Source organism: Actinoplanes sp. NPDC051475 (assembly GCF_040689425.1).
Lineage (GTDB): Bacteria > Actinomycetota > Actinomycetes > Mycobacteriales > Micromonosporaceae > Actinoplanes.
Window position 1 is genome coordinate 15,990 of record NZ_JBFAZZ010000020.1, and the last position, 12,091, is coordinate 28,080.

Annotated in this window: 9 protein-coding genes; 5 read left to right on the forward strand and 4 right to left on the reverse strand. The window is 73.6% G+C overall.

The features are described 5' to 3' along the window. Position 1: 1 nt before the first annotated feature. The 3 genes from AB0368_RS32350 to AB0368_RS32360 form a co-directional block, all read right to left on the reverse strand. The gene (locus AB0368_RS32350) at positions 2–1,150 is read right to left on the reverse strand and encodes an ArsA family ATPase (RefSeq protein WP_366157812.1); all 1,149 of its coding nucleotides are present in this window, start codon (positions 1,148–1,150) and stop codon (positions 2–4) included. A gap of 106 nt (positions 1,151–1,256) precedes the next feature. After that, a complete protein-coding gene (locus AB0368_RS32355) occupies positions 1,257–2,207 on the reverse strand; it encodes an ArsA-related P-loop ATPase (protein WP_366157813.1) in 951 nt (316 codons plus the stop codon). A 23-nt stretch (positions 2,208–2,230) separates the two neighbouring features. Further along, positions 2,231–3,169, reverse strand: coding sequence for a hypothetical protein (locus AB0368_RS32360; RefSeq protein WP_366157814.1), 939 nt, complete (start codon positions 3,167–3,169; stop codon positions 2,231–2,233). Positions 3,170–3,326: 157 nt separating this feature from the next. Here AB0368_RS32360 and AB0368_RS32365 point away from each other — a divergent pair, with 157 nt between their 5' ends. The 5 genes from AB0368_RS32365 to AB0368_RS32385 all read left to right on the forward strand — a co-directional run bounded on the left by AB0368_RS32365 (position 3,327) and on the right by AB0368_RS32385 (position 10,027). After that, positions 3,327–3,482 carry a DUF4177 domain-containing protein gene (locus tag AB0368_RS32365; RefSeq protein WP_203768810.1) on the forward strand — a complete coding sequence of 52 codons (156 nt, stop codon included), beginning with the start codon at positions 3,327–3,329 and terminating at the stop codon, positions 3,480–3,482. Then, entirely contained in the window at positions 3,479–3,970 is a 492-nt protein-coding gene (locus tag AB0368_RS32370) for a RidA family protein (protein ID WP_366157815.1), read from the forward strand. Before AB0368_RS32365 ends, AB0368_RS32370 begins: the two co-directional genes overlap by 4 nt. A gap of 78 nt (positions 3,971–4,048) precedes the next feature. Continuing rightward, positions 4,049–4,840, forward strand: a complete 792-nt coding sequence (locus tag AB0368_RS32375) for an MBL fold metallo-hydrolase (RefSeq protein ID WP_366157816.1) — start codon at positions 4,049–4,051, stop codon at positions 4,838–4,840. Further along, the gene (locus AB0368_RS32380; RefSeq protein WP_366157817.1) at positions 4,837–8,481 is read left to right on the forward strand and encodes an adenylate/guanylate cyclase domain-containing protein; all 3,645 of its coding nucleotides are present in this window, start codon (positions 4,837–4,839) and stop codon (positions 8,479–8,481) included. The genes AB0368_RS32375 and AB0368_RS32380 overlap by 4 nt, the downstream gene beginning before the upstream one ends. A 31-nt stretch (positions 8,482–8,512) precedes the next feature. After that, complete coding sequence (locus tag AB0368_RS32385; RefSeq protein ID WP_366157818.1) at positions 8,513–10,027, forward strand: serine/threonine-protein kinase; 1,515 nt, start codon at positions 8,513–8,515, stop codon at positions 10,025–10,027. 41 nt (positions 10,028–10,068) lie between these two features. On the opposite strand, the gene AB0368_RS32390 is transcribed toward AB0368_RS32385, so the two are convergent. Then, complete coding sequence (locus AB0368_RS32390; RefSeq protein ID WP_366157819.1) at positions 10,069–12,075, reverse strand: biotin carboxylase N-terminal domain-containing protein; 2,007 nt, start codon at positions 12,073–12,075, stop codon at positions 10,069–10,071. Positions 12,076–12,091 lie beyond the last annotated feature (16 nt).

Sequence of the window (12,091 nt, forward strand, 5' to 3'; positions counted from 1 at the left end):
ATCAAGCACTGGCGGTCAACGCATCGCCGATTGTTCGCAGCCCGTCGACGTCATGGACGTCGGCGGGCTGCGCTGTCACCGACACCCAGGGCACGGCGGGGAACGCGTCCGTGAACTGGGCTGCCACCCGTACCTCTCGATCGACCTGCCGGAGCAACGCGGCATGGACCCGCAGCGCGTCCGCGGTGATCCGCTGATCGCCCTCGGCGTCCAGCGCGGCGGACGCGGCCTCGGCCGCGGCCAGCGGGACCGAGTCCATGGCCGTGCGGTGGGTGCGGTTGAGCACCAGGCCGGCCAGCGGCATCCGCTCGGCGACCAGTCGCTCCGCGAAGTAGGCCGCCTCCCGGACCGCGTCCCGCTCCGGGGCCGCGACCAGCAGGAAGGCGGTCTGCGGGTCCTGGAGAATCCGGTACGTCTCGTCGGCGCGCTGCCGGAAACCGCCGAACATGGAATCCAGGGCGGCGACGAAGCCCGACAGGTCGGTCAGCAGCTGGGCGCCGAGGATCTTCTGCACCGCCCGCGAGAAGATCCCGAACGAGGCCGTGACCAGGCTGAACATGCTGCGACCGCCGCGCGCGGGGGCCAGCAGCATCCGCAGCATGCGGCCGTCCAGAAACCGGGAGAGCCGCGCCGGGGCGTCCAGGAAGTCGAGCGCGGAGCGGGACGGCGGCGTGTCGACCACGATCAGGTCCCACTCGTCGCGGGAGCGCAGCTGACCCAGCTTCTCCATCGCCATGTACTCCTGCGTGCCGGAGAACGTGGAGCTCATGGCCTGGTAGAAGGGGTTCGCGAAGATCTCGGTGGCCCGCTGCGGCGAGGTGTGCGCCTGCACGACCTCGTCGAACGTGCGCTTCATGTCGAGCATCATGGCGTGCAGCTCGCCGCCGGTGGCCTCCATGTCGATGCCCTTGACCTGCCGCGGCGTGTTGTCCAGCGCGGTCAGGCCCATGGACTGGGCCAGCCGGCGTGCCGGGTCGATGGTCAGCACCACCGTGCGCCGGCCGTGGTGCTCGGCGGCCCGCAGGCCCAGGGCGGCCGCGGTGGTGGTCTTGCCGACGCCGCCCGCGCCGCAGCACACGACTATGCGGGTCGCCGGATCCGCGAGCAGAGCGTCGACATCCAGGCGCGGGGCGGTCTGATCAGCGGCCACGTCTCGAGCGTACTGACTCGGGGCCCGGGTCGCGGGCCGGAGCGCTGCCGCGGAGAGCCTTCAGTCCGTTCGTGGGTGGCGGGTGGGGCGGTTGGACGGGGGTGGGTCAGACACCCATCAGCAGGTCGGCCAGCCGGTTCAGGCCCTCCCGGTCGACGCCGCCCGCCAGCAGGGGCAGCTCCACCATGGGGTAGCCGGTCTCGGCGAGGTCGGCGCGCAGCGACTCCTCCAGCTCCCGGCGGGTGAGGTGGGCCTTGGCCTCGGCCTGCAGGCCGCTCACCGTGGCCGGATCCGCGGGCAGGCCGGCGGCGGCGAGCCCGCGCCGGAGCTCGGACTTGGTGACCTTCGCGCCGGCCAGCAGCGGCGGGCGGGCGCCGTTGACGATGAGACGGCCGACCGGGATGTGCAGCGCGGTGAGCTCCTCGATCGCGTCGAGACTCTCCTGCACCGGCATCTCCTCCAGCAGCGTCACCACGTGTACGGAGGTGATAGGCGAGCGCAGCAGCGAGGCGACCCCGTCGCTCTGGGTCTTGATCGGGCCCATCTTCGCCAGCTTGGCGGTCTCGGCGGTGACGTTGAGGAACCGTCCGATCCGTCCGGTGGGCGGGGCGTCCAGCACCACGGCGTCGTACGCGCGCCGCCCGTCGGAGGAGCGCGTCGTGGCCTCCTTGACCTTGCCGGTCAGCAGCACGTCCCGCAGGCCGGGGGCGATGGTCGTGGCGAAGTCGATCGCACCGATCTTGCGCAGCACCCGCCCGGCCGCGCCCAGCTTGTAGAACATGTCGAGGTACTCGAGCAGGGCCTCCTCGGGGTCCACAGCCAGGGCGCGGACCTCGCCGTCGGCCCGGGCCGGGGTGGCGACGCGCAGCTCCTCGTACGGCAGCGGGTCGGTGCCGAACAGCTGGGCGATGCCCTGCCGGCCCTCGACCTCCACCAGCAGGGTGCGGTGCCCGCCGGCCGCCAGCCCCAGCGCCAGCGCCGCCGCCACGGTTGTCTTGCCCGTACCGCCTTTGCCCGTCACCACGTGCAGGCGGGCCGGCCACTCATCTCTCGCCACGCTTTCGAGCGTACGGTTTCCGCTCAGCCTCTGACGTCGCAGACGAGCCAGCCCGTCTTGTGGACCACCGTGAACGACAGTTGCTGCTCGGCGCTCTTCTCGTCGTCGGTGATCATCGTGAGCTGGACGGCGACCGTGGCCTTCCCGTCGCTCTGCCCCGACACGGCCGGCTCGGTCCAGCGGTAGGTCGGCGCCTCGTACTCGTTCGCGTACCCCTTGATCTGGTCCACCCGGCTCTTGAGCTTGTCCTCGTCGCGGGCCTCGCGGCAGACGGAATCGCCGGCCGCCTTCGGGTCCTGCTGGGTGTAGACCGCCGTCATGAACCGGTCGACGGCGGTGGCCGGGTCGGGCGAGCCCTTGCCGCTGTCCGCGTTGTGCAGCAGCAGGAGCGCGGACGCCGTACCCCCGGCGAAGAGCAGCAGCGTCACGACCAGCGCGAGCGTCACCCAGAGCCCGGTACGCCGCCGGCGCGGCGTGTCGTCGCCGGCGGCCCTCTCGGTGTGTTGCGGGTCGAACGGCACCTCCCACGGCTGCGGCAGCATGCGCAGCGGGATGGCTTCCGTCTCCACGGGCTCGTCGTGCTGGACGCCGGGCTGGACCTCGGCCGGCGGGGAGTGCTCGAAGGCGAGGTGGTCGGGCGGGTGGGTGTGCCACTCGCCGGGCTTCTCGTGCTTGGCGTGGAACGGCTCGTCGGGCGGTGGCTGGTGCCACACGACCTCGCCCTCGACGGTTTCGCCCTCCACGACGCCCATGACGACCGTCTCGTCGGTGACCGCGGGAATCTGCTCGGTCGGCGTGGGGTCGGCGACCGGGGGATGACCCGGCTCGCCGGGATAGGCGCCCGGCGGTGGCCACCCCGCCGGCGTGGGGGGCGGGGAAGCGTCGATGAACTCCGATTCCGGCGCCTCGGCCGCGGCGATCGATGAGGGCCGCCCGGGTCCACCCTGCGACGCTTGCGTCATCGTGCCCCCTGATCTGCCCTTCCGGGGGTCGCACCGCCCCCACGTCAGGGTAATGGAATCCGGTCGGCCGCGAGGCAGCTCCGGCGCCCTGGCTAGGCTGTCGCCGGAGCGCGGGCCGGGGGTCCGTGCGGACTATCTCAGGAAGCTGGGCGAGCACATGCAGAAGTGGGAGTACGTGACCGTGCCGCTGCTGGTCCATGCGACCAAGCAGATCCTCGACAACTGGGGCGAGGACGGCTGGGAGCTGGTGCAGGTCGTGCCGGGCCCGAACGCCGAGCAGCTGGTGGCGTACATGAAGCGGGCGAAGTCGTGACGGCGCCGACTCCGGTGAGTGGCGAGGGCGGCGCGGACGCGTACGCGAAGCTGGCCGAGCTGGGGCTGACGCTGCCGCAGGTGGTTCCGCCGCTGGCGTCGTACGTGCCGGCCGTGCAGTCGGGCAACTACGTGTACGTGTCCGGGCAGCTCCCGATGGTGGACGGCAAGCTGCCGTACACGGGCAAGGTCGGCGCGGACGTCACCCCGGAGCAGGGTACGGAGATGGCCCGTAACTGCGCGCTGAACGCCCTCGCGGCGATCGACGCGCTCGTCGGGCTGGGCCGCGTTGTCAAGATCGTCAAGGTGACCGGCTTCGTGGCGGCGGCCGAGGGCTTCACCGCCCTGCCTGCCGTGGTCAACGGCGCCTCGGAGCTCTTCGGCGACGTCCTCGGCGAGCAGGGCCGGCACGCCCGCAGCGCCGTCGGCGTGGCGGAGCTGCCCCTCGGCGCGCCGGTCGAGGTGGAAGTCATCGCCGAGATCGCCTGACACCGCTGTACGGGCGCCGGGCCGCCGTGACCGGATCGCACTTCGCGGGTTCGGTCCCGGCGGCACCGGCGACGTACCATGCGCTGGGGGGTGGCGTCTGTGTCGTCGCAGGTCGAACGGTTGCCGGACTGGGTCACGCTGCTGCGGGCGCCCAACGCGGGGCCGATGACGCTGGACGGCACCAACACGTGGGTGCTGCGCGCGCCGGATGCCGAGGATGCGGTCGTGATCGACCCGGGGCCGGACGACGCCGGACACCTCGCCTCCATCGCCGAGCACCGGCCGCTGAGCGCCATCCTGATCACCCACGGCCACCACGATCACGTCGAGGGCGCCGAGACGCTCTCGCGGATGCTCGGCGGCGTGCCGGTCCTGGCCGCGGACCCCAAGCACGGCGATCCGCTGCCGCCGCGGATGCGCCTTGCCGGCCTGGACATCGAGGTCGTCGCCACGCCCGGGCACACGGGTGACTCCGTGTGCTTCGTGGTGGCGGACGCCGTTTTCACCGGCGACACCATCCTGGGCCGGGGCACGACCGTGGTGGCGTGGCCCGACGGGGACCTGGGTGCGTACCTCGGCAGTCTCGAGACGCTGCGGGCGTACCCGAGCCTGATGCTGCCCGGGCACGGCCCGGTGCGGGACGATTGTGCCGAGGTCGCCGGGGCCTATCTCGATCATCGCCGGGAGCGACTCGCCCAGGTGCGGGCCGCGCTCGCGGCCGGCGCCGACTCGCCCGAGGCCGTCGTGGATCTGGTGTATCCCGACATCGACCCGAGGATCCGGTTCGCCGCCGAGATGTCCGCGCGGGCGCAACTCGACTTTCTGAGGCGGGAATCACTACGGACCCCGCAACAGTTGGACCCCCTGTGACCTGTCCCGTGTGCGGAACCGTGGCCGTCCCCGGTGCCCGTTTCTGCCACAACTGCGGTGCCGCCCTGCCCGCGGCCGCCACCCTGCCGGCCGCAGAGCGGCGCATCGTGACCGTGCTCTTCGGTGACCTCTCCGACTTCACGTCCTGGTCGGAGGACCTCGATCCGGAGCGGGTCGGCGCGGTCACCGACCGGGTGCTCGCCGCGCTCGCGGGCGCGGTCAAGACCTTCGGCGGGCACGTCGACAAGCTCACCGGCGACGGGATCATGGCGGTCTTCGGGGCGCCGGTCACCCACGAGGACGACGCCGAGCGGGCGGTCCGGGCCGCGCTCAGCATGCAACGGGCGGTCCGCCGCGTGCTGGACGACGAGCGCGGCGGCGGGGCCCCGCTCGGGCTGCGCGTCGGACTGAACACCGGCGAGGTCGTCGCCGGCATCCAGGCCGCGATCGAGTACACGGTCATCGGCGACACCGTGAACACCGCCGCCCGACTTGCCGACGCCGCCGCGGTCGGTGCCGTCTACGCCGGTTCCCGCACCGCCGGGGGCACCCGGCACGTCGCCTCCTGGCGGCAGCTGCGGGCCCTGCGGCTCAAGGGCAAGCGTGAGCCGGTGCCGGCGTACGAGCTGCTCGGTCTGCACGACGCCCCCGGCACCCGCTCCGGCCTGGGTGACGAGGCGCCGTTCGTGGGGCGCGAGACCGAGCTGGGCCGGGTCGCCGGCCGGATGGCCGAGGTCATCGACTCGGGCACCCCGCGCGTCATGGTGATGACCGCCGAGGCCGGCATCGGCAAGACCCGGTTCGCGGGCGAGGTCAAGCGCCTGGCGGCCGGCTACGACGTCGGCGCCGGCCGGTTCGCCGCGCACACCGGCGCCCGGGTGCTGCGGGCCCGCTGCCGGGCCTTCGGCGAGCGGCGCCGGTTCGCGCCCCTGGCCGACCTGGTCCGCAAGTCCGTCGGCCTGCCCAAGGACGTGGCGGCCTCGGTCAGCCGCCCGGTGGTCGAGGAGCGGCTGCGCAAGCTGGTCGCCCGGCTGAGCCGCGACGGCGAGCAGCCCGACATCGAGATCGACCGGCTGCTCGCCCTGCTCGGGTACGGCGAGGCGCCGGCCAACCCGGTCGGGCCGGCCGCCGTGGCGGAGTGGCAGCCGACCGGTGGCGCGCGTCCCGACTCGGAGACCATCCCGGTGGCGGTCGCCGGCCTGCTCAGCGCCCTGGCGAAGGAGGCGCCGCTGGTCGTCATCGTCGACGACCTGCACGACGCCACGGCCGAGACGATCGACGCGCTCGGCGGCGTGCTGTCGCGCATCGAGGGGCCGGTGGTCATGCTGCTGCTCGGCCGCCCGGAGCTCGTCCGCACCGCCGGCGCCCTCACCCGGCTCGCCGACGCTGAGATCCACACCCTGCCGCCGCTTCGAGGGGCCGATGCGTCTCGGCTGCTGACGTCGTACCTGAACGGCGGAAAACTCCCCCAGCCGGACGCGGACCGCTTGCTGGCCACCGCGCAGGGCAATCCGTTCTATCTCGCCGAGCTGGTCACGCTGCTGCTGGAGCGCGGGTCGCTGATGCCGGCGGTCGGCGCGAACGCGGCCGGCCGATGGCAGCTGGCCGACGGCTCGATGGGCAGTCAGCTGCTCTCCCGCGACCTGGCGGCCGTCCTCGCCGCCCGCATCGACGCGCTGCCGACCGAGCCGCGGTCGGTGCTGCGGGACGCGGCGGTGGTCGGCGACACCGTGCCCACCGGGGTCATCGAGGCCCTCCGGGAGCGCCGGTCGCCCGGCGACGCCCGGCCGGGAGCGGTCGCCGCGGTCGAGCTCGAGCGCGCGGTCGACGAGCTGCTCCAGCGCCGCATGCTGCACCGCGTGCGCGGCGGGTACGCGTTCACGACGCCGCTGATGCGCGAGGCGGCGTACGCGGGCATCGGCAAGGCGGACCTGGCCGACCGGCACGCATACCTGGCGCGGTGGGCCGCGCCGGAGACGATCACCGAGCTCGGCTACGACGGCGCGTCGCGACTGAGCCTGACGGAGAACGAGCGCGACGCTTTCGTGGCCACCCACGCCGAGTGCGCGCTGGAGCTGGCCGACGCGGTCCGGCTGCGCCCCGAGGCCGCCGTCCGTGACGTCGCGTCGCTCGGGGTGGCCGCGCTCGGCCGGCTGGCCCGCCGCGCGCTCGCGAACATCGAACCGGCCGCCTCGATCGTGTACGCGGAGCGCGCCACCGCCCTCGCCAAGGACGGCCTGCCCCTGTCCGACCAGCTCGTGCACGCCCGCGCCCTGCTGCGCCTGGGCCGGGCCGACGAGGCGCTGGCCTTCGGCGAGAAGATCGCCGGGACCGCCGAGGACGAGCCGGTCTGCAAGGCCGAGGCGCTGCTGGTCGTGGGCCGGGCGCACGAGGCGCTGGGCGACGGGTCCAAGGCCGTGTGCGCCTGGCACGAGGCGCTGGAGGTGGCGACCGACGCCGAGCTGGCCCCGGAACGCGCCAACGCGATGCGCCGGCTGGGCATGGCCGACTTCCTGGCCGGCAAGCTGAGCCAGGCCAGCAGCCGGTTCGCGGCCGCCTACCAGGTGACCCTGGCCGCCGGCGACCGGCACGGGCAGGCCTGGGCGTTGCAGAACCTGGCCTGGGTGACCACGACCCGCGGCGACTTCGCCGGTACGGACGCGGTCCTGGGCCGGGCGGCCCGGCTGTTCGCCGAGCTCGGCGATCCGGTCGGGCGCTCCTGGCTGCGCGGCACCACGGCGTTCGCACGGCTGCTCGCCGGGCGCCTGGTGGAGTCGCGGCGGCTGGCCCGGATCTTCCTGCCCTTCGGCGACCGGGTCGGCGAGGGCTGGGCGGTCGGCACGCTGCGGGCGGTCGAGGCGTACGCGTCCGCCGAGCTGGGCGACCTGGCGGAGGCGGACGGCGAGGCGCGCCGGGCGTACAGGGACTTCGACAAGGTCTCGGACGACTGGGGGCGCGGGCTCGCGCTGGTCGTCCGCGGCGTCATCGCCCGTGGCCTGGGCGAGTTCGATCACGCCAATGACCTGCTCACGGACGCGCTGGAGTTCGCCGGTCGCACCGGGCACCCGCTGCTGCTGGGCATGGCCGGCACGCTGCGTGGGTTCGTGGCGCTGCAACGCGGCGACGGTGAGGCCGCTGAGGCCGACGCACGCCGGGTGATGACCGCCGTCGAGCCGCACAATCCGCTTGCGCCCGCCCAGGTGGGGCCGCGGGTGCTGCTCGCCGAGGCGCGGTTGCGGGCCGGCGACGCGGGTACGGCGATCGGCCTGCTCGCGCCCATCGCCAGCGACACGGGCGGCTCCCTGCTGTTCTCCCGCCGGCAGGCGCTGGCGTCGTACGCCTCCGCCCTGCTCGCCGACGACCGGGTGGACGCCGCCGCCACGTGGATCCGCCGCGCGCGGGAGATTCCCGCCGAGGATGTCCGCAGCGGTGTCGTGGCGGCTCTGGTGCACGCCCGGGTCAACGCGGCCGCCGGGGACATACCGGGCGCACGGGACGCCGCGGAGGAAGCCGTGCTGCTCGCGTACGCGACGGAACAGGCCAGCGAACGCGTTGCGGCGGAGGAACTCCGGGACGCTCTGGCGCATTCCATCGTGGACCCGCCGGAATCTGTCGCGTACGCGTCTGACGTGCCGGGATGATCCGGCTCGACCGTCGCGTATTTTCTAAGCCGTGACGGATACCCCGCCTGGTCGCCTGCCCGCGCCTTACGTGCCAGGTATGTCCGGCCTGACCGTCATGGCTCGCGGAGGGTACGCAACCGTGTACCGAGCGACGCAGGACTCGGTCGGGCGTGAGGTCGCGATCAAGGTCGAGAATCGGACACTTGACAATGCGCGGGACCAGGCGCGGTTCCTGCGCGAGGCGAAAGCGGCCGGGCGGATGTCGTCGCACCCGCACGTCGTCGACCTCTTCGACGTCGGTGTGACGGTCGACCAGCACCCGTACCTGATCATGGAGCTGTGCGACGGGTCGTACCTCGACCGCATGCGCGTCTCGCCGCTCGGCGCGATCGAGGCCCGCGATCTCGGGGTGAAGATCGCCGACGCGCTGGTGCACTCGCACGCCAACGGTGTCCTGCACCGCGACGTGAAGCCGGCCAACATCCTGTACTCGCATTTCAACCCGGCCGTGCTCGCCGACTTCGGGCTGGCCGTGCTCGGCGAGATGCGCGACTCGTCCGTGACGCTCGAGGTGCTGACCCCGGCGTACGCGCCGCCCGAGATGTTCTCCCACGCCGACCCGTCCGGCGCCGTCGACGTGTACGCGCTCTGCGCCACGCTCTACGCCGTCATGCGGGGCCGGCCGCCGCGCTGGGACAGCGACCGCAGCCCCAGCCTCATCACCCTGATGGACCTGTTCAACCAGCCCATCCCCGACATGCCGGGCGTGCCGCGGGCGCTGATCGAGGTGCTCCGCTACGGCATGGCCAACGATCCCCGGGCCCGGCCCACCGCCGAGCAGCTGCGCGAGATGCTCGCCGGCGTGCACCTGAACCCGGCCGGCGGGCACGCCCCCACGATCTACCAGTCCTCGACCTTCGTGCCGCCGGCGCCGAGGCCGTTCCACGCCTCCCCGCAGCCGCATCCGGTGCCGCCGGTGACGCCCACCCGGGACGCGTCCGGGCCGGACGAGACGCCGACCGTGCACACCGGGAACCCGAAGCGCGGCAAGCGGCGGTGGCTCTTCGGCGGCTTCGGCGTGTTCCTGATGCTCGCCACCGCCGTCGGCGGTGCCTGGCTCGCCTCCTCGCGGGCGCCGTCGGTGCGCTCCTTGGCGTCCCGGCTCAGCGTCCCGGCCACCTCGACGTTGCCGGAGGCGATGTCCCGGCTTCCCGGCTGCCTCGCGGGCGGGGGTCACTGCCCCGGTGAGGTGGAGTGTTTCAAGCTGAAGCCCGGCAGCCCGCTCGCGCGCGAGGTGTCGTGCGCCAGGCGGCACAGCTGGGAGGTCTTCGCGGTGGGCTCGCTGCCCTCGCAGGTGAATCCCCGCGACCGGGACGCGGTCACCACCGACCCGGGCGTCCTGCGGGTCTGCAGCCGGCGGATGTTCCAGCGCACCACCACCCGCACCGACAGCACCGAGTGGGCGCTGTCGGTGCTGCCGCCGACGGCGGGTGGCCGTACCTTCCGCTGCCTGGCCGGGCAGGGCACCGACCAGCTGCACGGGCCGGTGCTGGCCCGGAGCTGACCTACTCCGGGCCAGCACCGTTCAATCGGGTCGCGCGCGGCCTACTCCGGGTCGAGCACGGCGAGGAGCTCGCCGGTGTCGACCTCCGCGCCCGGGTGGACCGGCAGGGACGCGACCACTCCCGCGGACGGCGCGTGGACCGGGTGCTCCAGCTTCATCGCCTCCAGGGTGAGCAGCAGCTCCCCCGCGCGGACCCGCTGGCCCGGTACGACGAGGACGCGCCGTACCGCACCGGGCAACGGGGCGATGAGCGAGCCTTCGGTGGCCTCCGGGGCCGGCAACGGGAACCGGGACAGCTCTCGCAAAGCGACCGAGCCTTCGGGGCTGTCCACGTACGACACCTCGCCCACCCGGTGCACCTTGAGGCTCAGCCGGATCCCGTTGACGTCCAGGTCGACGCGGGAGCCGTCGGCGTGCACGACCACCGTCGGCGGGTGGTCGTCGAGGGTGGGAGCCTGGCCCAGGCCCGCCAGGTCCAGCTCCTCCGGGTCGACCGCGCGGACCCACCAGCCGGCCAGCTCGCCGTGCCGGTTCATCCGGTAGCCGACCTCCACCGGGCCCGCCGGGCCGTCGTACACGGCCGTCTGCGACCCGGACGGCACGTTGCGCCAGCCCGAGGGCAGCGAGCGCAGGACCGGGGCGCACGTACGCCGGGCGGCGGCTCCGGCCAGGGCGGCGGCGAGGCAGGAGATGCGGACCGCGTCCACCGACGACAGCAGCGGGGCGAACACCTCCGGATGCCGGTCGAGGAAGCCGGTGTCCACGTCGCCGGCCCGGAAGGCCCCGTGCCGCAGGACCCGGACGAGCAGGTCGCGGTTGGCGACGACACCGTGCAATTCGGTACGGGTGAGAGCCGACGCCAGCATCCGCGCGGCTTCCTGCCGGGTCGGCGCCCAGGCGATGAGCTTGGCGAGCATGGAGTCGTGCTGGCCGCCGATCACGGACCCGTCCACGACGCCGGCGTCCAGGCGCAGGCCGGGCTGGGGCAGCGGGCGGAACGAGCCGGCCACGTCGGGCACCTTGAAGCGGTGCAGGGTGCCGGCGGCGGGCAGCCACGCGTACGCGGGGTCCTCGGCGCAGATCCGCACCTCGATGGCGTGCCCGCGGATCGGCGGCGGCCCGGGCATCGGCAGCCTGCCGCCCTCGGCGACGAGCAGTTGGAGGCGCACCAGGTCGTAACCGGAGACGCACTCGGTGACGGCGTGCTCCACCTGGAGGCTCGGGGTGAGCTCGAGGAACCAGAAGCTGCCGTCCTCCTCGAGCAGGAACTCGACGGCGCCGGCGCCCACGTACCCGATGGAGCGGACCGCCAGGATGGCCGCCCGGCAGAGGTCCTCGCGCAGCCCCGGGTCGACCGCCGGTGACGGCGTCTCCTCGATGATCTTCTGGTAGCGGCGCTGCACCGAGCACTCCCGCTCGCCGAACGGCACCACGGCCCCGTGCGCGTCGGCGATGATCGGCACCTCGATGTGCCGCACGTTCTCCAGGTACGGCTCGCAGAAGACGTCGTCGCCGGTCTCCTGGCGGGTCGACGCGACGGCCTCGGCGAGGGCGACCGGGTCGCGGACCACCCGCATGCCCGCGCCGCCGCTGCCGCCGGCGGGCTTGATCAGGACCGGGAACCGGTTCACCGTCTCGGGGTCGGTGTGCGTCGGCAGCACCGGCACCCCGGCCTCGGCGACGATGCTCTTGGCCTCGATCTTGCTGTGCAGCGTGCCGAGCGTCTTCGCCGGCGCACCGACCCAGATCATGTCCGCGTCGGCGACCTCCGCGGCGAACTCCGGATCCTCGGCGAGCACCCCGTTGCCCGGGTGGATGGCGTTCGCCCCGGCCCGCTTCGCCGCGGCGATCATGAGGTCGCCGCGGAGGTAGGTCGAGGCCGGCGTGCCACCGGTGAGGCGCACCGCGTAATCCGCCTCCGTGACGTGCGGCGCGTCGGAGTCGGCATCGGAGTAGACGGCGACCGTCTCGATGCCGACCAGGCGGCAGGTGGCGAAGACCCGGCGGGCGATCTCCCCACGGTCGGCCACCAGAAGACGTCGGATCACTGCTCTGCTCTACCTT

What these genes read in the sequence shown, in the direction of transcription:
- AB0368_RS32360 (WP_366157814.1), bottom strand. Translation starts at nt 3,169, where the DNA reads ATGACGCAAGCGTCGCAGGGTGGACCCGGGCGGCCCTCATCGATCGCC.
- AB0368_RS32365 (WP_203768810.1), top strand. Translation starts at nt 3,327, where the DNA reads ATGCAGAAGTGGGAGTACGTGACCGTGCCGCTGCTGGTCCATGCGACC.
- AB0368_RS32375 (WP_366157816.1), top strand. Translation starts at nt 4,049, where the DNA reads ATGCGCTGGGGGGTGGCGTCTGTGTCGTCGCAGGTCGAACGGTTGCCG.